This window comes from Leifsonia sp. AK011 (assembly GCF_013410945.1).
Taxonomy (GTDB): domain Bacteria; phylum Actinomycetota; class Actinomycetes; order Actinomycetales; family Microbacteriaceae; genus Rhodoglobus.
The window spans coordinates 2390741-2412427 of record NZ_JACCCH010000001.1 but is presented as its reverse complement, the minus strand read 5'-3'; the positions used below and the strand labels follow the sequence as shown (position 1 = coordinate 2412427).

The window sequence follows — 21687 nt, the reverse complement described above, 5'->3', positions numbered from 1 at the left end:
CGGGGTGCGGCTACGAGGAGCCGATCGACATGAACCTCGCGATCACTCGTGCCCCGACCGGCGACACGAGGAACACGAGCACCCCGACGTTCGCCACGACCGTGAACCAGTGGTAGCCGCGGAACGGCTGCTTGATCGTCTTATGCCGCAGCGTCTGCTGCGCGACGATCGCGCCTGGCCACCCTCCGATGAAGCCGAGGAAGAGCAGCGTGTTCTCCGACACCCGTTGTCCGTAGCGTTGTGCCGCGCGCTTGTCGGCGAAGTACACGAGGAACGTGATCAGGCTCGCTCCGACGTAGATGAGTGCTGGCCACAGCGGGGCGTTCCAGACGAGCACCGTCGCCGCGTAGATGCCCGCGAAGATCGCGATCGGGAGGAAGTGGGCCGGGGATCGCCTCGACTTGCGCCGTTGCATCCGGGGCGGTTGGGTTCTCGTGCCGCTCACCCTACGACCCCCACCCACAGCCCATCGCGCGCACGCGTCATCGCCACATACAGCTCCCGCCGGAGCAACTCGTGGCGCTCCAAGCGGCCGCCGTCGGAGGGCACGCGGTTGTCGAGCACCTCGGAGGGCACGCCCGCCAGAAGCACGTGCTTGAACTCGAGACCCTTGCCCCGCTTCACGGTTCCGACCTTGACGGCGGGCACGCGCTCGCCTCGGTAGGTGTCGAGGTCGACGGTTGGGATGCCGGCGCGTTCAAGTGCGCGAAGGGTGGGGCTCAGCATCCTGCGGTCGAGGGCGAGGATCGCGACATCCCCCAGGTCCGTGCCGACCGCCGACGTCACACGACGAATGTGGTCGACCAGCAGGCCGTCGTGCTGCGTGCGCGCCGTGCAACGTGCGACGCGAGGCTGCTCACCGTTGCGCAGCACTGCGGGCGCGTCATCCGCCAGCCCCTCGAGGTCTGCCTGCTCCAGCCCTTCGACCATTCCCGCTGCATAGGACAGGATCTCCGCCGTATTGCGGTAGTTCGTCGCCATCACCACACCCCGACCGGCGAGCGAGATACCGACCTCGGCGAGCGAATAGCCGCCCGGGTAAATGGTCTGGCGGCCGTCGCCGATGAGGGTGAGACCGTCGGGCTCGTTGCCGACGAGACCGTGCAGCATGCGGATGGTCTCGCACGAGAGATCCTGAGCCTCATCGACGATCACCGCGCGGTACTTGCCGAGAGGGGTGGTGCGAATGGATGCACTCGCCATCGAGATCACGTCGGTGAAATCGTGCACCCGCCGCTCGCGCAGCCGGCGCTGGTAGTCCAGGTACAGCTCCCATACCGCGCGACGTTGCTCAAGGCGCAGAATGCGCTTGCGTCCGGCGCGGGCGAGGTTCGCATAGTCCTCGAACCGGGTGATCGTGCGGCCCTTGATGACGTGTTGCAGCTCGTCATTCCAGTAGGCGGAGTTGGCGTCGATCGTGGCCAGCGGCCCGGGAATCCCCACCGCTCGCCACGCCTCGTCGAACGCCTGACTGGCGGCCTTCGGGTCGAGACTGCAGGGAATGCCACGATCCCTCAGCAGTCGGAACGCGAAGGCGTGCGCGCTCATGAAATCGATCCGGTCGGCGACGGCGGGTGCCATCCGCTGCATGAGCGTCTGCTGCACGGCGGGGAGCGACTTCACGAACGTCGTGACCAGCACGCGATCGTCGCCGGTGACCTGTCGCGCAAGGTAGGCAGCGCGATGCAGGCCCACGACCGTCTTGCCCGTTCCGGCCGCCCCGCGGATGCGGGAAGGCCCGGAGAAGCTGCGCCGCACGAGCTTCGCCTGGTCGGGATGCAGGAACGACATCCACTCCTCGATGGGCGCCGCAAGGATTCCCTCCATCAGGGCCTCGCGCACCTCCTCGTCGCTGATGAGTGGTGGCTGGATGCTGGGTTCCGCGAGAACCGGCTCGGGCACAGCCGCCACGACCGGGGCTGGCGCGCCGACGAGAGGGAAGTGCTGGAGCGTCGCCGCGAGCACGGTATCGACCTGGGCGTTCGTGAGTCGCGTGCCGTAGTGGGCGATGTGGCGGAGGATGTCGTGCTCGCCCACCACCTCGACAGTGCCGACTCGCTCCTTGATGCCGCGTTGGCCCGCGAGCACCGCTATCGCATGCACCTCGCCCGGCGCGAGCCCGATGTCGGCCATCGCCTGTTCGGTTCCGTAGGCGAGGTCCGCGAGGTTGTCGAGGTCTTCGGTGACATCGGCCTGCCCTCGGAAAATGTGGCCCGCGGCCACGGTGACCTCTTTCCACGCCTTGGTGTCGACGATGAAGAGCCCACCCGGCCCGACGACAACGAGGTCGACCTGGGCGCTTCGGCTGCCGGGCCATCCGCGATCCGGTAGCAGGTGGTACCCGACGGCGCTCAGCGAGGTCAGCCTGCGAGCGACGCTCTCCTCGGTCACCGCCGCGATGCGGTAGCGAGCCGACGCCTGTTCTGCGTCATCCGCCGCTCGCCGATGCTCGGCCGCGAGTGCTGCCTGCCGCTCGGACTCGAGGCGCGCGGATGCCCCAGCAGAACTCATGGCACCCCCCGAGCGACATCCGGCCATCGCATACCCAGTCTGGTGCTGAGTTCGACTCAGTGAAACGCCGTGTTCGGGGGGCAGTGCGCTAGCTGAGTACGAAGACGACGATGTTGACGATGATGACGACTACGCCGAATGCTCCGATCAAGATTCCCGCGAACGCCCGTCGTGCTTGCCGGTCGGTCGCTGACGGGTCTCGCCTCACCCGAACACCCAGGATCACCGCGAGAGTGCCGAGGCCTGTACTCGGGAGCAGAGCCACCCAGGCCATCACGAGCTGGACGGTGTCAAAAGTGTTCATCGCGGATCCTCCGCCAATGAACAGCATCACCGCGTATCGCGAAAAGGTGGCGAGCAGCCTCATTCCGAACGGCGCCAGCGCGAAGATGAGCGAGAGGGCCGCCATGAGACCGATGTCACTCTGACCCGCAGCGCTTGGGGCATCGTCCACTAGAGGCGAGGGCGCGGTCGACATGAGAAGACCTTACCTTGGCCCGCAGCGCGACCTGTCGATCGTGAGGACTCCTGGTCGCTCCTACCTATCGACTCTCGATTGTTACGATTCGTCAACTGTGTGGCTGAGATGATGCTGGGATGGCGAAGCAATCGACGAAGGTACTCGTCGGTGTGCTCGTTCCCGTGGGTGTTCTGTTTGTCGCCCTGGCCGGGATCTTCGTTATCGCGGGCATCGGCCTGTTTTCGATCCTCGGTGGGAGCGAGCACGACTTCGTTGAGCCTGCGGCACACTCGGGAGAGTGCTTCCGGCTGGAGGATGGCACTGCGATAGTCCAGCTGGAGGTCGCTGGTACCGAGGGCAGCCTTGAGGTGGACCATGCCGAGTTGATCGGCGCGAGCGGGCTCGAGATCGACGCCGTCGGTCTGGCCGACGGCCCAGAGCCGCCCATTTCTCGAGTGGAACCGATCACGCGCGGGATAGTTGACGCTCTGACGGAGCCCAACGAGCGGTTCCTCGGATTGAGGAGTTTCACGCCCGAGTCCAGCTTCTTACTTCTCGTGGTCCAAGCGGATTCGGGCCAGGGAACGGCCTCAGGAGTGGAACTCGAGTATGTTCCGGGCGAGCCGCTCCTCCTGGACTCGATCGGATTCGACCTCGAGGTGTCGAACGGCAACTGCTTCGTCACGCATGTCACGGGCTAGCGGTGGCGCGCCCTGTCAGGCAGGTGTTGAGCTGCTCCCATGAATGACGCGAAAGAAGTGCGTTGGGTGGATATCGACACCGAAACGAGCCGAGATCTCGCGTTGCTCAACGAGTGCAGCGGCGACCTTGACGAGGCCGTGGATGCGCTCACCCGGGTCATCGAGATTGACGAGGGCGAGCATCCCCACGGCGACGCGGAGCTTCGACAGCACCTGATCAGCGCGGGAATGATCGCGTACTGGCGTTGCTACATGACGAACGAGCGGCCCAATCTTGGCGATCTTGTCGAGACCCCGACTGGGATGACTGAGACGCACCATGCCGCGAGGAAGTTCAGGAACCGCGCAATCGCGCATGCTGACAGTGCCACCAAGAGGGCTTCTGTGGCGGTCGAGCTCATCAGGGATGCGGGCGGCATCACGGTTGGTTCACTGTGGCCCTACACGAACACCATCGAGTGCCCAACAGAGTTCGTTGCTCAGATGATCGAGCTAATCGAGGAGCTTCAGGTTCAAGTGCACTACAAGCACCTAGAGCTTCGCGACCTTCTCGCGAGCGAGATCGCTGGCGATCGGGGACAGCAGTTGTGGGACGGTCCGCAGATGTCAGTCTCACCCCTCGCTTGGACGCCGGTGGCCAAACGAGAGCGGCCCTAAGGCTGCCTCAAGGTGGGATCGCGCTACCCTCGCCCTCGTGATCATTGATAGCCACGCATCCCTTCTCATTACGAGTAAGACGCACACCTCTGCCGAGGTCACGCGAGTGCTGGGTCTGGAACCGAGCCGCTCGTGGGAGAAGGGCGAGCCGATGGGCAAGCCGCGAGATGGTCGCGAGCAGCGATATCGCGATCGGTCCGGATGGCAACTTTCGTGCGCCGAAGGCGAGCCCAGCAGCATAAGTGGGTTCATGGGACTCGCCAGCACTCTTGAAGGCAAGGAAAGCCTCCTCGCGGATCTGCGCGCACACTACGAGATGTCGATCTGGTGGGACGGGATCACCGACAGCGAGCAACCCGGGTTCTACTTCACGATTGAGGCGCTCCGCCGCATCGCGGAGCTCGGTTGCGACGTCAAGGGGAGCGCGGCGCTCGTGTTCGGCACCGAGTCTGGGCCCATACAAAATGTGCAACAGCTTCGGGTAAGCGAGCCCGCTCAGGCGCAGTTCGAGGAGCATTTCGACAATGCTCGGTGGTCCCTGCTTGACCTCGAAGGGTTCCAGGGCGCGGACCTGGCTCGAGCGGCGGATGAACGCGGAACCTACCTGCTCACGACCCGATGGGCGACAGCGGTGGATGCCGACTCCGCTGCTTTCGCCGAATGGTGCGACGCCCTCCCCGGTGTGTCCGTCGGCGAGCCACGGCGGTACGTCGAGGTGAGCCGAACGGCGCCGTAGCTCACGGATGTCGCCAGCGAGCTAATCGACAAGCACGCCCGTGTCCGCACTCTCTGGGTCCACCATCGGCTCGATCTGCATCGGCTCCGGCAGGGCGATCACGCCGTCGACGAGGCTGACGACCGAGTTCCACCAGCCCTCGTCCATCTGCATCGCGTAGCCGGGGACGAGCCAGGCGTTGCCGTCTACGTCCCAGAGCATCACCAGAGTTGCGGTGGCGTTGTCGATGGTCACGTCGACGACCTCGGGCGTGGGCTCCGGGAGGGGAGTCTCCTCGGGCATCGGCGTGGCCGGGTCGACGGCACCGGGCTCGGGCGTCGCGGCGTCGGTGGGCTCAGCCGGTGCGGTCGGGTCGACGGGGGAGGAGATGGACGTGTCGCCCGAGTCCGTGGCATCCGTCACCGCTTCGTCGGGGCCGGCGAGGTCGACGAGGTTCGGGTCGGGGGTGCCGCGCATGCCGTCCGCCGCAAAGGCGATCGCGCCGCCGCCCTGGAAGTCCGGGCCGGCAGAGCCGAACCAGCGCCCATCCTCGAGGCGAGCAACGGCATCCGTCGCAGAGACTGTGTCGAAGGTGCCCTGCGACTCCACGCTCACTGAGTGACCGCTCGCGTAGGCGAGGCCCCCGGTGTTCGACCAGCTTGCGCTCCAGGCGAGCGCGGTTCGCTGACCATCGACGCTGAGGTAGGCGGTCGCCGAGGTGCTCCAGTTGTCGGAGTAGACATCGATGTCCGCAGCATCCACGGTGAAGCCGGTCGAGGCGAACAACTCCTGCGCGAGTGTGCGAGCCTCATCGTCGGTGGGGGCGAGGCTCACCGGGTTGTCGGCAGTCAGCCGGCAGCCGTATTCGTCGGACTCCTCCGGGGTGCCCGTGGTGTCGCATACATACGTGGACACTGCGGAGGGGTCGTTGAACCACCAGTCCCCGGTGCCGTATGCGCTGAGTGAGACGTTCTTGTCGGTGCCGTCCTGGGAACCCACAACCAGAGTGGGGTAAGCCAGGTCGGACCACTCGGGGGCCACCGCAGCACCGCTGACACCGAACCTCTCGGCTAGGTCCGCGATGCGCTGCTCAGGGTCCGATCCATCAAGCACGAGCCGGTAGACCTCCCCGCGTCCACCTTCGTTGGAGAGCGACGGGCCTGCGGTGTAGTTGTAGTCGACCCACCAGCCGATCTTCGAGTCGCTCGTAGCGCCGCGGCTGTCTCCGGCGACCATAGCGCTCGTCTGCCCAGCACTCTCGGCTGCGGCAAACAACGGCGAGGCCTGCGGCGTGACGTTCGGCACAACGACGAGGGCTGCAACGGCCAGAGCGGCGATAGCCAATCCGGCACTGCCCGCAACGCGCAGAGTGCGCGCGGGGCTCGCCAGGTGCGGTGCGGTGCGGTCGGCGGCACCCGTCACGAGGTCCGACGAGAGTTCGGGGGCGGTGCCGCGGTCGACTCCGTGGCGGAGGCGGTTGCTGAGGTCGTCGTGGTTGGTCATGTAGAGGGGATGTCGCGAGATGCGAGTTCTTTCACGTGCATCCGAAATTCTTCACTCAGCCAGCAGCGCTGCGAGTTTGGCGCGGGCCCGATGCAGCCGGATCGTCGCGGCGTTCACACTCACGCCGAGCGCCACGGCGAGCTCCGCGGGAGCCAGATCCTCCACGAGGGCGAGGGTGAGCAACTCGCGCTCGGCGGGCTTGAGCTTTCGCCACGCGGAGGCGAGCGATGCATCCGCCACCACGATGTCCTCAGCCGACGGCGCCGAATCCGCCGGGCGCAGCGATGCCAGCAGAACGACACCGGTCGCCTGCTTGCGGCGATGGTTCGACACGACGTTCGCGGCGATGCGGTACAGCCACGGCAGTTCCTCGCCCTCGGTGACGGATGCCCGCTTGCGCCAGGCAATCGCGAAAACGTCCGCTGCGAGGTCCTCCACATGCTGGCGCTCCACCCGTCGGAACAGGTAGCCGCTCACGGCAGGCAAGTACTGGCTGTAGGCGCGCTCGAAGGAGGCGTCGGGTGTGACCATGTAGTTAGCATCGCGGTTGCGGCGAGCAACGACAACGCAACGTTTCGCGCGAGTTGCGCGTCACGGGCCGAGACAGGTCGTGTCTCGGCCCGTCGCTCAGTTCAGGTGCCGGGCGAAGAACCTCGCGGCATCCTCTCCAGCGAACGCAGGGATGCCGGTGTGCCCGCCCAGATTGGCCTGCAGGGTCTTCTCGCTGGACCCGAACGCGTCGAAAAGATCGAAAGCGAGTTGCCGATCGTTGCCCTCATCGTCCCATTGGAGAAGCACGTGGAGGGGGATTGTGACCTCACGGGCCTCCTCCACCATGGCGTGCGGAACATAGCTTCCCGCGAAAAGTCCGGCGGCGACAAGCCGAGGTTCGACTCGCGCGAGACGGATACCGATGCCGATCGGGCCGCCCGAGAGGGCCACCGGGCCACAGATCTCAGGCAACTCAAGAACCGCGTCCAGCGTGGTTTGCCACTCGGGCACCGCCTTCTCTATGAGGGGCACCACAAGCCTGTCGACGATCTCCCCGACGGGGCGGCCCTCCTCAATGGCGTTGTGAAGGTCGGCCCGAGCCTGCTCGAGCTCCGGAATCGAAGGCCTGTCACCCCCACCGGGCAGCTCGATCGACACAGATGCGAGACCGGCGGTGCCGGACTGGATCGCCCGGCCCCTCAAGCGATGCCGCATTTTCCCGAGGTTGCCGGGGTGGCCCATGAGGATGAGTGGAGCGGGAGCCGAGGAAGGGGTCCACAGGATGCCCGGAATCCCCTCGATCGAGAACTCGCGTTCGAGAACGCCGCCGTCGAGAAGTTGTTCAGAAGTGAAGTGCATGGTCGTGCCTTTCGGGAGTGCGCAATGAACGGCGCTCCCGGACGACCTATCGCCCGACCGTGACCCCGTTGAGGAGCACCCACGTCGATTCGTTCACAGGTACCACCTCCTCATCTCGCTCACGATCCGCGACGAAGAGTATCAGCTAGCCCCGCCACCCACCATCGACGAAAGAGACTCCGGCGCCGCGCACCACCATCGTTCCCCATTCGGCAGCGGGGCAGCGCTTAGCCCAATCGACGGCGGCCTCCTGGTCGGGGACGTCGATCACGAACACTCCGCTCAACTGCTCGGCCGCGTCATCCGTTGTCTCGGCAATCTCGCCGCCGCGAATGGTGACGCCGCTAGCGACGGGTGTGAACACCTCGGCCGCAACGAGCACGCCAGCATCGTGGAGAGCCTTGCCGTAGCGGTCGAACTCGAGGCGTCCGGCCTCCATCTGCTCGGGGGTGAGGGCGGCGCCGCCGGCCTCGGAGTAGCTCATGAGGAGGGTGAAGCGCATCATGCGTCCTTTCGGTAGTGCAGGTGGATGACACCGTTGCTGAACACTCGGCTGGAGGCGAGCTCGAAACTGCCGACCGCGTCCTCCGCGAGGAAACGTGTGCCGCCGCCACCAACCACGACTGGGTACACGAGCATGTGGATGTCGTCGATGAGGTCGAACACCTGGGCGGCGAGTGTCGGCCCGCCGATGCCGATGTCGCGAGTGGCCGTCGCCTTGAGTTGGGCGAGCCACTCGTGGGACAGCTCGCGCATCAGGGTCGTTCGAGCGGATGCCACCTCGCTGAGTGTCGTCGAGATGACGACCTTGTCCGCATCCCGCCACAGCTCTGCGTAGTCGTTGATGACCGGCTCCGCCGGTGGCACCGTCTCCCAGAAGACCATGGTCTCGTAGAGCCGGCGACCGTAGACGTGGGTTCCGATGGTGCGATCCAGATCGTTGGCGAACTGGTGGATCTCCTCACTGGGCTCTGCCCAGTCGAAGCGGCCGTCAGCATCATTGATGTAGCCGTCGAGTGAGACGAGTCCGGTGTACACGAGGCGGCCCATGTGAACAACGTACACATCCGGGTTCCGCGCGACTAGCCCCCGCTGATAATCTCCTTCGGCCGCCCGTGTCTACACTGTCAACATGACTTCGCGAGTGACGGCGCCCGATCTCACGGGAACCAAACCGAAGGGCCCAGCGTCCTATTTCCCCAGCATCGAGAAGACGTACGGTCGCCCCATGCAGGAGTGGATCGACGTCGTCGTCGAGCGGCTCGACGGCGGTGAGGCGCACATGAAGGCTGTCGAGTTCCTCAAGGCCGAGCACGGTCTGGGGCACGGGCATGCCAACGCGATCGTTGCCTACGTGAAGGCAAAACTCGCCGAGTAGACCGTGCGTTCTCGGCGGCACGCGCTCTTCAGAACTCGCGGAGGGGGTGATCTTCTCGCTAACCTGAGTATCTACCCCCAGTTTGGAGCACATCCGCCATGAAGTCGTACCCCAAGCTTGGCGCCCTGGTCGCCGTTGGCGCCCTCGCTCTCGCCCTTCCGCTCGCAGGCGCAACCGCAGTCTCCGCGGACGAGCCGATCGTCGTCAGCATCCGTGCCGCCCTCGACCTGCCGGTCAACGCAAACTCGGACGGCCCCGTCGTCTTCGAAGTGACCGATGTCACTGCTGGCGAAGGCCCCGAGCTCACCGAGGCCGATCTCGTCGAGAACCCTTCCGCCTGGTGCGGCAGCGTCGACGTCGATGTTGACCCGGTCAGCAAGACCATCTCGATCTACACCGCCCCCGACTCCGAGGTGTGCAATTTCCAGACGGTGAGTGTGACGATCACGTCCGACCAGATCGGCGCCATCACGCTCGAGAGCGACACGCTTTTCGACCAGTCGCTGTGCCCGGACGATGAGGGCGACGAGCCCTTCACGGCCTCTAACGAGGTCTCGGTCGCTGCGGAGACCGTGCAGCTTGTCGACAACGGTGTCTGGACATTCGACTACACGTCTGAGTCCGGCGTCGTCCAGCTCGACTGGGCAACCGTGCCCTACGAAGAAGAGGGTGAGGTGTACCCCACCTCGTACAACACCTGCGGCGTGACCGTTCTCACGTTCGCTGCGCCGGTCGTCGCGGCCGCCCCGGTCGAGCCCAAGCTCGCCGAGACCGGTAGCGAGAACACGCTCGCTGCGGCGGCCTTGGGTGCGGGTGTTCTGCTCCTCGGCGCCGCGGCGGTTGCCGCCGCATCCGTTTCGCGCCGTACGGCTCGCGACTAGTTACTGGAAGAGCGCCCGGCCGCCCTCCCCGCTGAGCGGGCAGGTGGGGCCGGGCGCTCTTCTCTGCCCAGAGTTGTTCCGGAATCGTGGGTGAGAATGGATGCCCCGACCCGAAGGAGTCCTCTGTGCCCGAGACAACCACCCGCCCGCTCATGTTCGGCGCCGATTGGTGCGGAGACTGCCGCCGCTCGAAGGCGCTCCTCGATGCCTCCGGCGTGGAGTACGACTACGTGGACGTCGAGGCCGAGCGTGAGGGTGCTGACCGCGCATTTGCGATCAGCGGGCGCACGAACATCCCCGTGATCCTGTTCTCTGACGGCACTCACCTCGTCGAGCCCAGCGACGCGGAGCTCTCGGCGAAGTTGTAGCGCCCATTACACAACGAGCTATGTTCATCTCTGTCGCTAGACTTTGGTCAGATGCTCTCGGCGAGGGCGGCAAAGGAGAACGCTCGGGATGCTACGCCCCCTCACTCGCGTCGGCGCGACGATCGCGGCCCTCGCCGTCGCACTCGGCCTAGCGGCAAGCCCAGCCTCTGCCGCAGCAGAGCTCCCCGTTCCCTCACCCGGATTCGCTGCGGTCCACGGCGTTGTCACGCCGCAGGGTGATGGCCCGTGGGACCCGAGTCGAGTGCAGGTCAAGCTCATCCGGAGCGACAACTACTCGATGTCGCCGTATCCCGTGGTGGCAGCCGATGGCTCGTACGAGTTCAACAACCTGTACACCGGGACGTATCGGATTTCTTTCGCGTATGAGAACGACGTGTGGACCGAGGAAGTCTGGAAGTCGCCGCAGGGGAGCCAGACGTTCACGATCTACGACGGGAACGTCTTCGAAGCGAACGGCTCCCAGCGCCTCGCGTCGACCGTGAGTGGCACCGCGGTGCCGCCCCCGGGTGAGACTCTCAGCGACTACCTCAGCATCTATCTCAACTCCGAGAAGAACTCCTACCGCCCCAGGATCCTCGACGAGGCCGCTGGCACCTTCACCTTCGTGGGGGTCGAACCCGGCGAGTATGTGCTCAGCGTCGACGACAGGGGCAGCAGGGCCATCGGCAAGGCGTACTGGAGCGGACTGCCGGCGAGCGATCCCGGGTCGCGGATCGTGGTCACCCCCGGTTCCGCCCTCACCGGATTCGATGTCACCTTGCCGCTCGTGCGAGCCCTCAGCGGAACGGTTCAGTGGGAGTCTTCCCCCGGAGTCCTCGTCCCAGCGCCGCAGGTCTACGTCCAGCTGAAGCGAATTTCGGACGGCAGATCGGTTGAGGCGGTGCTCACCGACTCCCAGGGCCGTTGGATGCATGGAGGTGAGAGCATTCCCCCCGGTCTCTACACGATCTACGCCGTTCCAAACTCGAACACGAAGCTCAATGTCCTCCCCACCTACTGGAGCGAAGGGGCGGAGATCGAGCTGGTCGAGGCCGTCCATCAGCGCGACTTGCAGATCGTATTGAGGCTGGGTGGTGTGGTCACCGTGAAATTGACCAACCCCGACGGAACCCGACCCACCAACGGTGCCTCGCTCACGCTCATCGCTACCGATCCGAGCACTGGTGTGCGGACGCAAGCCGGGACCGAGTCGATGGACAGTGCTGGCGTCGCGCGCGTCCAGCGCCTTGAGCCGGGAACGTACGTTCCGAAGCTCCTCGGCGATATCGCGTGGGATCGAGGCGTCTACCCGGATGGTGCGAAGACCTTCAGCACGGCGAAGCCCGTCGTGGTGGAGGGGGGCTCTGTGGTGAATCTTGGAACCCAGGTCGTGGTGCAGCCCGCGGTGCCCGTTCGGCGAATCGCCGGTGCAGATCGCTACGAGACGAGCGCGCTCGTGAGCAAAGAGCTCTTCCCGAGCGGCTCGGACATCGTGTACCTGGTCAACGGGACGAAGTACGCTGATGCCCTCGCAGCCGGATCCGCCGCGATCGAGCGGGGCGGCGGCCTGCTCCTGGTCCACCCGACCCAGCTGCCCACCTCCACCGCCAAGGAACTCAAGCGGTTGAAGCCCGACCGCATCGTCATCGTCGGCAGCGCGGCGTCGATCAGCGACGACGTCATGAATGCTGTCGTCGAGCAGAACCCCGCGTCGGTGGTGCAGCGATTGGGTGGGGCGACGCGGTACGAGACGGCCGCCCTGGTGGTGGGGGATGCCTTCGACGAAGCCCCTTCGGTGGTCTTGCTGACCACCGGGCAGAACTTCCCGGATGCGCTCGCAGCGGCCCCGAGGGCTGGTCGCGACGGGGGAGCGGTACTGATCGTGGATGGCGGGGCATCCGCTGCACCGGCTCCGATCCGCGACCTCCTGGCGAACTGGACAGGGGAGACGGTGGTGCAGGCGGTGGGGAATGAGTCGAGCGTCTCACCGGACGTGCTCTGGGATGCTGCCTCCGTACTGAATTCTGACTATCCCTGGTTGGCGATCTCGCCGTCTCTGGCGGGCAAGGACCGTTGGGCAACGGCGGCCGCGCTCGACGCCGACAACTCCGGCACGATAAACAACACGGTGTACATCGCCTCCGGGCTCTCGTTCCCTGACGCGCTCACCGTGGGCCCGCTTGTCGGCTCCGGAGGCGATCGGCTCGTTCTGGCGCGGCAGAACTGCATCCCCGAAGCGCAGTTCTACACCTTCGACCGCAACGCACTCCACGAAGTGGTCGTCATCGGTGGCACGGGAACGCTAGGGCCGGAGGTGTCAGCACTCACCAAGTGCTGACGGGAAGGGCTCGCGCTGGAGGCTACTTCGCCTCCTGGCGCGGCCTGATGACGCGCTCGAAGATCAGGATGCCCGCCGCAACCACCGGGATCGCAACGAGTGCCCCGAGGATGCCGCCGAGCGAGGCTCCACCGATGGCGGCCACGATGACGAGTGCTCCAGGAACGGAGACGGCCTTGGCCATCACCCGCGGGCTCAGGATGTACGCCTCGATCTGCATGTAGACCAGCAGCAGGATGGCGACGATGAGAGCGCCCAGCGGGTTGACGAGGAGCGTGGCAACCACAGCGATGGTGGTGCCGATCACCGGGCCGACGACGGGGATCAGCGCACAGATGAATGCCACGAGCGCGAGCACGATCGGCACCGGCCCGCCCACGGCGGTAACGATCACGAAGGTGACCGTCGCGTTCACGAGGGCGAGCAGTAGCTGCCCTGCCACGTACTTGCCCACCGACTGCAGGATCTCCTCGGTGACCGACACGAACCCGTCGCGACGCGAGCGCGGTACCGCCTGGTAGACCTTCTCCATCACGAGGGGGAGGGTGAGGGTGAAATAGAGCGTGAGCACCGTCACGACGATCACCGCGGTGACGGCCTCCCCGAATCCGGAGCCCACGGCCAGGAGACCGCCTCCGATCGAGAGCCACTGGTTGGGGTCGCTGATGAAGCTCGTGAGCTGCGTGGTGAGGTAGTTGATGTCAATGTACGAGCCCACATTGGCGACGAGCCACTTCACCCACTCCTGGTCGGGCAGGCTTGCCGCGAACGCGGGCGCCGCCGCGATGAGATTCGCAATCTCCCTGATGATGATGGGCACTACGGCCAGCGCGATGAGCACGCCCACGATGAGGCCGGCCACCACGAGTCCGAACGATGCCACCCACCGGGGGATGCCACGGCCCGTCGCCCACTTGATGATCGGCTCCAACGCCAGCGAGATGAAGTAGGCGACGCCCATGTAGACGAGAACGGTCGACAGTGTCGTGATGGCGCCGATGATGGCGAGACCGATTCCCACGCCGAGAGTTCCCAGTAGACCCACCTGGAGTGCATTCACCTGGATTCGACGGGCCGGGACACTCTCTGGTGCGGGTGCACGACGCAACGCGGCGCTCGCGCGAAGCTGGGGCGAAGGTCTCATGGAGAGTGACTCTATCGGCTCGGCGCGCTACTGATACCGTCTCAGCATCATGGATCGCATTGCTCCCGGCCTCGTCGCCGTCGCCATTGGTTCGGTCATCGCGATCCTCGTGTTCGTGCCGTTCGTCTACATCAGCTACCGCCGCCGCGGGACCGTCACGCTGTGGCGGTCGATCGGCTGGGCAGCGCTGCTGGTCAGCAGCATCGCGATCCTCACCTACACGACCCTCCCCACCCCCGATTCGCTGGACTACACCTGCCGCGGCACACAGCTCGACCTCCTCGGGGACGTGCGTGCGATCATCGCTGAGCAGGCCGATGGCGGCAGTCTGCTCGCGAACCCCGCCCTGCAGGTCGTGGTCTTCAACGTGATCTTCTTCGCGCCGCTCGGGTTCCTCCTGAGGGCGATGTTCCGCTTCGGTGTGGTGCGCGCCGCCATCATCGGCTTCGTGGTGTCGCTCTTCGTCGAGACCACCCAGCTCACGGGTGTCTGGGGAATCTACCCCTGCGCCTACCGGCTCTTCTCGACGGGTGACCTGATCGCCAACACCACGGGTGCCGTGCTGGGGTCGCTGGTGGCGCTCGTCGTCTTCCGTGGACGGCGGGATGCCCCGGCGCCCGCGCCGCGCGGGATCCGTGCATCCCGTCGCATCCTGGGCATGGCGTGCGACGTGATCGTGTCACTGCTGCTGTCGCTTCTGGTTGCGCTGGGCATCCGTCTGCTCCAGGTGGCCACGGGCGGCCCGCTCATCGATGCCCTCGACGAGACCGCGCAGACGTGGATCGGCACCGGCGTGGTCGTGATCGTCCAGTTGGCGACCGTGCTCGCGACGGGGTCGACGATCGGCGAGCATGCGGTGCAGCTTCGGGGGACGGGAGGCTGGATGCCGCTCGCCGGCGCACGCGTGGTGCGAACGTTCGCCGGGTTCACCGGCTTTCTGGTGCTCGACGCGGTGGGGCATCCGCTCGCCGACGCAGCATCGTTCGCACTACTTGTGGCAACGATTGTGATGGTTTTCACCACGCGTCACCACCGTGGCCTCGCGCTTGTGGCCGCCGGGATGGAACTCGACGATGCGGGCGCTTTGCGCAAGCCCCCCGTTGCGACCACCTCGGCAACGTAATGTAAAACGGCCGAGGTTCTAACGCAGACGGGAGGCGACAGCATGGCAAAGCAGCCGACCGTCTACGACGTCGCAGCCCTCGCCGGTGTGTCGATCGCCACGGTGTCGCGGGTGCTGACGGCACCGGCGTCCGTGCGGGCGACAACTCGGGAGCGCGTCGAGGCCGCCATCGAGCAGCTCGGGTACGTTCCCTCCGCCTCCGCACGTGGGCTCGCCGCGCGGCGCACAAACGTGATCGGCCTCTTCTTTCCGCGTCATGATGACTCCGGTCTCGGCGCGCCGGAGATCACCGACGAGTCCGAGAGAGTGCTCGTGGTGCGGGATGCGGGGGAGGAGCCGCAGAACGAGAACCTCTACTACGACGAGGTGCTGCGCGGGGCCGAGCTCGAGGCCAGTCGTCGCGGGTTTGCGCTCATGATCGCGTCGGGCACGGGTCGGGAGCTCGAGTCGCTGATCACCGATCTGGCGGGGCGCGTTGATGGGCTTGCGGTTCTTGCGGGCACGGTCCCAGCTGAGATGCTCGAGCGCGCGGCGCGACACATCCCCGTCGTCCTGCTCGGTGGTGACGGCCGACAGGACCGCTTCGATCACGTGCACTCCAACAACGCACCGGGGATGCGCGCCCTGACCGAACACCTCCTCGCCGGGGGTGCCGAGACTTTCGCCTACATTGCGGGCCCGGAGGGTTCACCCGACGACATCGAGCGATTCGGAGGGTTTTCACAGGCGGTCGGCGATCGACCGGTCCAGATCGTTCGTGGTGACTTCACTCGGGACGGCGGGCGCATGGCCGCCACGGAGCTCACGACCCTGCCGGATGCTGTCGTGTGCGCAAACGACCAGACGGCGCTCGGAGTGCTCGATGTGCTTGCCGCGAGGGGGGTGGCGGTTCCCGAAGAAGTGCAGGTCACGGGCTACGACGGGATCGCAGCAGGGCGTCACTCGAGCCCGACCCTCACGACGGTGCACCAGCCCATGTCGGAGCTCGGGCGCGCGGCGGTGCACTTGGTGACGGAGCGGCTCGAGCATCCCGAACGCCCACGCCAGGCTGTGACACTCCCGGTCCGCGTGGTGCTGCGCGAAAGCTCCTACTAAACCGCGACGGTCGGGCGCAAGGGGTTGCCCCGCAAAAATGTATGCGCTTACAGTCGGAGGGCGTCCCCTGAATGGGGGTCACGCCAGACGACTGAGAGAAGCGTAGGCAATGATGCAGACGAGACGATGGCTGACGGCCGTCGCGACCGCGTCCGCGGCAGCACTGGTACTCGCGGGATGCAGCATTCAGATTCAGAGTGCACCCGATCCGTCGATCCCCGCGGACACGATGCTGGTCGCGGCCGACAACGGCTCGCCGATGTTCGAGCGCAACTTCAACCCATTCCTCAACAGCAAGCGCGTGGCGACGTTCTACATGTACGAGCCGCTCGTGATCCTCGACAACGTCACGGGCGACGAGTTCCCGTGGCTCGCGACCGGATACGAACAGCCGGACCCCTCCACGATCGTCTACGACATCCGCAAGGGTGTGACCTGGCAGGACGGCGAGCCGTTCACGCCGGAGGATGTCGTGTTCACGTTCGAGATGCTCAAGCAGTACCCGGCGGCAGACGCCCAGGGCATCTGGGAGTACATCCGATCGGTCGAGAGCGACGAGGACACGGTCACCGTGCGGCTGCAGCAGCCCGACGTTCCTGCAGCCTCGCTCATTGCAACAACGCTCATCGTGCCGGAGCACATCTGGAAGGATGTCGAGGACCCGGCGAGCTTCCGCAATCCCGACCCTGTCGGCACCGGCCCGTACATGCTCGGCAACTACGCACCGCAGCAGTACACGGTCGACAAGTACCAGGACTATTGGCAGGCCGACAAGGTCGCCGCCGAGCACCTGATCCTGCCAGCCGCGAACACCCAGCTGGATGTCGCGACCAAGGGCTACGACTGGGCCTATTCGTTCATCTCCGATGTCGACAACGTCTGGGTCGGAGCGGGCAACGACAACACGTACTGGTTCCCGCCGGGCGGAACGATCGCGCTCTTCCCCAACCTCACGAAGGCCCCCTTCAACGACCTCAACGTGCGCAAGGGCCTGTCCCTCGCGCTCGACCGTGGGGCAGTGGGGGATGCCGCGGCCGAGGGCTACATGGACGAGGCGGGCCAGACGAACATCCTGCTGCCGTACCAGCAGGACGACCTCGACCCGAGCATCCCGAACTCCGGCCTCATCGACCAGGACACGGATGCCGCGCTCGCAGCTTTCGCAGAGGCCGGGTACACCCTCCAGGGTGACCGTCTCGTCAACGCGGCCGGCGAGCAGCTGAGTCTCACGATCACCACGGCCAACGGCTACACGGACTGGCTGCGTGGCGTTCAGGAGGTGCAGCGGCAGTGGGGCGCCGTCGGGATCGACGTCGGCGTGGACACCCCCCAGCCCGCGGCCTACCAGCTCGCGCTCCGCAACGGCGAGTTCGACTTCGCGATGGGCGGCACGGGTGGAACCGGCGTGCTGTTCCGCGACTTCAACGCGCTCCTCTCGAGCGATTACCTCAAGCCCGTGGGCGAGGAGGCGACCAACAACTTCGAGCGCTACGACAACCCCGCAGCGCAGCAACTGCTCGACCAGTACAAGGTCGCGCTCGACGAGGGCGAACGGCAGCAGATCGGCTACGAGCTGCAGCAGATCGTCTACAACGACCTGCCCGTGATCTCGCTCTACTACGGCGGATCGTGGGGCCTCGTGAGCAACGCGAAGTTCACGGGATGGCCCTCCGCCGAGGACCCGTACGCGTCGCCGAAGACCTACGAATCCACTCCACTCATCGTGCTCACCAACCTGAAGGCGGTCACTCATGACTAGCGTCACGGTCGCGCCACGCGGCGCGGAAGATAAGACGGGGTCGCTCGACGACGAGCTGCCCGTCACTACGGGCAATACCGGGGGCGCGAGGCGCGCGTTCGGCTACGTCCTTCGCAAGCTCGGACTGTTCCTGCTCACCCTGTGGGCTGCGGTGACCGTGAACTTCATCCTGCCCCGACTCATGCCGGGCACGCCCGCGGATGCAGCCCTCGCCAAGCTCGCGCAGAACGGGCCGGTGAGCGACGCGACGAAGGCCGCGATCGAGGCACAGCTCGGCATCCCCGACGGAAACATGCTCGAGCAGTACGTGCAGTACCTCGGACAGGTGCTGCGGCTCGACTTCGGGGTCAGCTACACGTTCTACCCGCAGACGGTCTCCGAGCTCGTGTCGACGGCCCTGCCGTACACACTCGTGCTTGTCGGTGTGGTGACTATTGTGGCCTTCGTGCTCGGCACACTCCTGGGTGTGCTCGCCGCGTGGAAGCGCGGCACCTGGCTCGACACGCTGCCGACGGTCGGCGGAGCTTTCGCGAGCGCGTTCCCCTACTTCTGGACGGCGCTTCTGCTGCTGTTCTTCGCAGGCTACGTGTGGCGGTTGTTCCCGACATCCGGTGCCTACGGTCCAACGGCGACGCCGGCCTTCACGTGGGACTTCTTCGTGGATGCCCTGTACCACGCGATCCTCCCAGCCATCACGATCCTCATCACCTCGCTGGGTGGCTGGATCCTGGGGATGCGCAACACGATGATCCCCACGCTCGGTGACGACTACGTCGCGTTCGCGGAGGCCAATGGCCTCAAGCCGCGCGTGGTCGCACTTCGATATGCGGCACGCAATGCCATCCTGCCGAACCTCACCTCCTTCGGGCTCGCCCTCGGTGGTGTGGTCGGCGGATCCATCCTCGTCGAGCAGGTATTCGGTTACCCCGGCGTTGGATACCTGCTGTTCAACGCGGTGACCAACCAGGATTACCCGCTGATGCAGGCCCTGTTCCTGATGATCACGCTTAGCGTGCTCGTCGCCAACTTCATCGTCGACATTCTGTACGGCGTACTGGACCCGAGGACCCGCCGATGAGTACTCCACTTCGCCCTTCGACACGCGACATCCACACGATGGCGCCCATCGCTGACGCTCCGAACCCCTGGAAGGTGTTCGCCAGGACGGCGGGCACGATCTGGTCGAACCGCAAGGCTCGCGCCGGTGTGATCATCCTCGGGCTGTTCATTCTCGTGGCGATCTTCGCGCCGCTCATCGCCCCCTACGGCGCGACGGAGAACGGCTTCGACCGCAGCGCCGACCCGTCGCCCGCCCACTGGCTGGGCACGACCGCAGCGGGGGAGGACGTGCTGAGTCAGCTCATCTGGGGCTCGCAGGTCAGCATCTTCGTCGGACTCGTGGCGGGCCTCCTCTCCACCGTCGTCGCGGTGCTCATCGGGCTCAGCTGGGGGTACACGCGAGGATTCATGGCGGATGTCGTCGGCTTCATCGTCAACCTCTTCCTCGTGATCCCGGCGCTCCCGCTCATGATCGTGATCGCGGCTTACCTCTCGGGTGGCGGCATCGCGATGATCATCGTGGTGATCGTGATCACCGGATGGGCGTGGGGAGCCCGAGTGCTCCGCAGCCAGACTCAGTCGCTGCGCTCGCGGGACTTCGTGACGGCCGCCGTCTTCAGCGGGGAGCGGCCGTTCAGAATCGTCTTCCGGGAGATCCTGCCCAACATGACGTCGCTCATCGTGGGCAGCTTCTTCGGTGCTGCGACCGCAGCGATTCTGGCCGAGGCCGGACTCGAGTTTCTCGGTCTCGGTGACTCCAGCATCGTCAGCTGGGGAACGATGCTCTTCTGGGCCCAGAACTCGAGCGCTCTGCTCACCGGCCAGTGGTCGCTGCTTTTCGCACCCGGTCTCTGCATCGCGCTTCTCGCCACCTCCCTCACGCTCATCAACTTCGGTGTTGATGGCATCAGCAACCCCCGCCTCCGAGAGCAGAAGACCGTGGAAGGAAAGAAGTCATGACGACGATCCTCAACGTCAGTGACCTCGACGTCGACTACATCAATGGCGACGATGTCACCCACGCCGTGAAGAAGGTGTCGTTCACCCTCGAGGCGGGCGAGTTCGTGGGACTTGTCGGCGAGTCGGGGTCGGGCAAGTCGACGCTGGGATTCGCCATCGCGGGCCTCTCCAAGCCGCCTGCTCACATCGTGAATGGTCGGGTGATGCTCGGGGGCACCGACATTGCGAGCCTCAGCCAGGCCGAACTGCGCGAGCAGCGTCACGGGGGAGTGGCCATGGTGCTGCAGTCGGGCATGAACGCCCTCAACCCCGTGCGCACGATCCGCAACCACTTCCGGGACATTTTCGAGGCCCACGGACACGTCGAGAAGACGCGGTGGAACGATCGCGCGGAAGAGCTCGTGGGCAAGGTGGAGTTGCCAGCCACGGTGCTCGATCGCTACCCGGGAGAGCTCTCTGGCGGTATGCGGCAGCGCATCTCGATCGCCCTGGCACTCTCCCTGGAACCGAAGCTCATGGTGTTCGACGAGCCGACAACGGCCCTCGACGTGCTCGTGCAGCACGCCGTCATGGGCACGATCATGGACCTGCAGAAGCGCGAGAACTTCACCGCGCTCCTCATCAGCCACGACCTCGGCATCGTGCTCGAGTCCGCTCAGCGCGTGATGGTCATGCACGAGGGCGAGATCGTCGAGGATGCCGCGGCCACCGACATCCTGAACCGCCCGCAGGACGACTACACCCGCATGCTGCTCTCGCACTACGCCGACCCGAGGGCCGAGGTCGTCGAACTGCCCGGCCTCGAGGACCGCGGCCGACGCACGGGAACCTCGAGAGCGGCGGGAGCCGTGCATCCGCCGAGCGTCGTCGCCCGTGAGCATCGCAGCGCGCAGAACGCGCTCGTGCTCGAGAACGTCTCGAAGATCTACCCGCCGCCCCGTCGTGGTGAGGGCGAGGTCGTGGCCGTCGATGACGTGTCGTTCACGCTGGAACCGGGCTCGTCGCTTGCACTCGTGGGCGCATCGGGGTCGGGCAAGTCCACGATCGGCAAGCTCATGACTGCGGTGGAGAAGCCCACGAGTGGAAGCATCCGCTTCGGGGATCTCGACATCGGTGCCCTGCGCCGCGGTCGATTCCGCGAGCTGCACCGGGATGTGCAGATGGTGTTCCAGGACCCGTACGCGGCGCTCAACCCGCTGCACACCGTCGAGTACACGCTCATGCGCCCGGTCGTGAACTTCACGAAGAAGCGCGGCAAGGATGCCCGTCGCCGCGTTCTCGAACTGCTCGAGACCGTCGGACTCACGCCGGTCGAGGAGTTCGCCGCGAAACTGCCGCACCAGCTCTCGGGAGGACAGCGCCAGCGCGTCGTGATCGCGCGAGCCCTGGCATCCGACCCGCAGGTGATCATCGCCGACGAGCCGGTGTCGATGCTCGACGTGTCGCTGCGCGCGGGGGTTCTTGCCCTCCTTGAGGACCTGCGCGAGCAGTGGGGCGTCTCGATGCTCTACATCACACACGACCTGCTCTCCGCGCGCATCGTGACAGACAACATCATGGTGCTCAACCACGGTCGCATCGTCGAACGCGGCGACACCGCGGACGTGCTGCGCGACCCGAAGGACGAGTACACCGTTCGGTTGCTCGACGCGATCCCCAACCCCAAACGAACGAAGGCAGCGTAG

General features: G+C 65.8%; 22 protein-coding genes. 13 read left to right on the top strand and 9 right to left on the bottom strand.

Annotated elements, in window-relative coordinates:
• Nucleotides 1-10 precede the first annotated feature (10 nt).
• From HDC94_RS11795 to HDC94_RS11785, 3 genes are all read right to left on the bottom strand, one after another.
• Nucleotides 11-445, bottom strand: coding sequence for a DUF1294 domain-containing protein (locus HDC94_RS11795; protein WP_308495713.1), 435 nt, complete (start codon nt 443-445; stop codon nt 11-13).
• Nucleotides 442-2511: a nuclease-related domain-containing DEAD/DEAH box helicase gene (locus HDC94_RS11790; RefSeq protein ID WP_179497788.1), complete on the bottom strand. Its 2070-nt coding sequence runs from the start codon at nt 2509-2511 to the stop codon at nt 442-444. Before HDC94_RS11790 ends, HDC94_RS11795 begins: the two co-directional genes overlap by 4 nt.
• A gap of 88 nt (nt 2512-2599) precedes the next feature.
• Nucleotides 2600-2815 carry a hypothetical protein gene (locus HDC94_RS11785; RefSeq protein WP_179497786.1) on the bottom strand — a complete coding sequence of 72 codons (216 nt, stop codon included), beginning with the start codon at nt 2813-2815 and terminating at the stop codon, nt 2600-2602.
• 293 nt (nt 2816-3108) lie between these two features.
• On the opposite strand from HDC94_RS11785, the gene HDC94_RS11780 reads away from it, so the two are divergent.
• The 3 genes from HDC94_RS11780 to HDC94_RS11770 all read left to right on the top strand — a co-directional run bounded on the left by HDC94_RS11780 (nt 3109) and on the right by HDC94_RS11770 (nt 5065).
• Complete coding sequence (locus tag HDC94_RS11780; protein WP_179497784.1) at nt 3109-3672, top strand: hypothetical protein; 564 nt, start codon at nt 3109-3111, stop codon at nt 3670-3672.
• A 66-nt stretch (nt 3673-3738) separates the two neighbouring features.
• Nucleotides 3739-4329, top strand: coding sequence for a hypothetical protein (locus HDC94_RS11775; RefSeq protein ID WP_179497782.1), 591 nt, complete (start codon nt 3739-3741; stop codon nt 4327-4329).
• A gap of 37 nt (nt 4330-4366) precedes the next feature.
• Nucleotides 4367-5065 carry a DUF4279 domain-containing protein gene (locus HDC94_RS11770; RefSeq protein WP_179497780.1) on the top strand — a complete coding sequence of 233 codons (699 nt, stop codon included), beginning with the start codon at nt 4367-4369 and terminating at the stop codon, nt 5063-5065.
• Nucleotides 5066-5086: 21 nt separating this feature from the next.
• On the opposite strand, the gene HDC94_RS11765 is transcribed toward HDC94_RS11770, so the two are convergent.
• The 5 genes from HDC94_RS11765 to HDC94_RS11745 form a co-directional block, all read right to left on the bottom strand.
• On the bottom strand, nt 5087-6547 hold the full coding sequence (locus HDC94_RS11765; RefSeq protein ID WP_179497778.1) for a hypothetical protein: 1461 nt from the start codon (nt 6545-6547) through the stop codon (nt 5087-5089).
• Between the two features lie 51 nt (nt 6548-6598).
• Nucleotides 6599-7078, bottom strand: coding sequence for an RNA polymerase sigma factor (locus tag HDC94_RS11760; protein WP_179497776.1), 480 nt, complete (start codon nt 7076-7078; stop codon nt 6599-6601).
• A 96-nt stretch (nt 7079-7174) separates the two neighbouring features.
• On the bottom strand, nt 7175-7897 hold the full coding sequence (locus tag HDC94_RS11755; protein WP_179497774.1) for an alpha/beta hydrolase: 723 nt from the start codon (nt 7895-7897) through the stop codon (nt 7175-7177).
• 145 nt (nt 7898-8042) lie between these two features.
• Nucleotides 8043-8402: a YciI family protein gene (locus HDC94_RS11750; protein ID WP_179497773.1), complete on the bottom strand. Its 360-nt coding sequence runs from the start codon at nt 8400-8402 to the stop codon at nt 8043-8045.
• Complete coding sequence (locus HDC94_RS11745) at nt 8399-8947, bottom strand: dihydrofolate reductase family protein (RefSeq protein ID WP_179497771.1); 549 nt, start codon at nt 8945-8947, stop codon at nt 8399-8401. Before HDC94_RS11745 ends, HDC94_RS11750 begins: the two co-directional genes overlap by 4 nt.
• 82 nt (nt 8948-9029) lie before the next feature.
• On the opposite strand from HDC94_RS11745, the gene HDC94_RS11740 reads away from it, so the two are divergent.
• The 4 genes from HDC94_RS11740 to HDC94_RS11725 all read left to right on the top strand — a co-directional run bounded on the left by HDC94_RS11740 (nt 9030) and on the right by HDC94_RS11725 (nt 12862).
• A complete protein-coding gene (locus tag HDC94_RS11740) occupies nt 9030-9275 on the top strand; it encodes a DUF4287 domain-containing protein (RefSeq protein WP_179497769.1) in 246 nt (81 codons plus the stop codon).
• A 98-nt stretch (nt 9276-9373) separates the two neighbouring features.
• On the top strand, nt 9374-10156 hold the full coding sequence (locus HDC94_RS11735) for a hypothetical protein (RefSeq protein ID WP_179497767.1): 783 nt from the start codon (nt 9374-9376) through the stop codon (nt 10154-10156).
• Nucleotides 10157-10281: 125 nt separating this feature from the next.
• Entirely contained in the window at nt 10282-10524 is a 243-nt protein-coding gene (locus HDC94_RS11730) for a glutaredoxin family protein (protein ID WP_374757272.1), read from the top strand.
• 88 nt (nt 10525-10612) lie between these two features.
• On the top strand, nt 10613-12862 hold the full coding sequence (locus HDC94_RS11725) for a cell wall-binding repeat-containing protein (protein WP_179497765.1): 2250 nt from the start codon (nt 10613-10615) through the stop codon (nt 12860-12862).
• 22 nt (nt 12863-12884) lie between these two features.
• Here HDC94_RS11725 and HDC94_RS11720 read toward each other — a convergent pair whose 3' ends face one another.
• Nucleotides 12885-14006, bottom strand: coding sequence for an AI-2E family transporter (locus tag HDC94_RS11720; RefSeq protein WP_179497763.1), 1122 nt, complete (start codon nt 14004-14006; stop codon nt 12885-12887).
• Nucleotides 14007-14055: 49 nt separating this feature from the next.
• Between HDC94_RS11720 and HDC94_RS11715 the strand changes: the two genes are divergently transcribed.
• The 6 genes from HDC94_RS11715 to HDC94_RS11690 all read left to right on the top strand — a co-directional run bounded on the left by HDC94_RS11715 (nt 14056) and on the right by HDC94_RS11690 (nt 21687).
• Nucleotides 14056-15129: a VanZ family protein gene (locus tag HDC94_RS11715; protein WP_179497761.1), complete on the top strand. Its 1074-nt coding sequence runs from the start codon at nt 14056-14058 to the stop codon at nt 15127-15129.
• 42 nt (nt 15130-15171) lie between these two features.
• Nucleotides 15172-16224 (top strand): LacI family DNA-binding transcriptional regulator, encoded by a 1053-nt coding sequence (locus tag HDC94_RS11710; RefSeq protein ID WP_179497759.1) that lies wholly within the window; start codon nt 15172-15174, stop codon nt 16222-16224.
• Between the two features lie 109 nt (nt 16225-16333).
• Complete coding sequence (locus tag HDC94_RS11705; protein WP_179497757.1) at nt 16334-17983, top strand: ABC transporter substrate-binding protein; 1650 nt, start codon at nt 16334-16336, stop codon at nt 17981-17983.
• Nucleotides 17976-19061, top strand: coding sequence for an ABC transporter permease (locus HDC94_RS11700; protein WP_179497755.1), 1086 nt, complete (start codon nt 17976-17978; stop codon nt 19059-19061). The genes HDC94_RS11705 and HDC94_RS11700 overlap by 8 nt, the downstream gene beginning before the upstream one ends.
• Nucleotides 19058-20002: an ABC transporter permease gene (locus HDC94_RS11695; RefSeq protein ID WP_179497753.1), complete on the top strand. Its 945-nt coding sequence runs from the start codon at nt 19058-19060 to the stop codon at nt 20000-20002. Before HDC94_RS11700 ends, HDC94_RS11695 begins: the two co-directional genes overlap by 4 nt.
• Nucleotides 19999-21687, top strand: a complete 1689-nt coding sequence (locus HDC94_RS11690; RefSeq protein WP_179497751.1) for an ABC transporter ATP-binding protein — start codon at nt 19999-20001, stop codon at nt 21685-21687. The genes HDC94_RS11695 and HDC94_RS11690 overlap by 4 nt, the downstream gene beginning before the upstream one ends.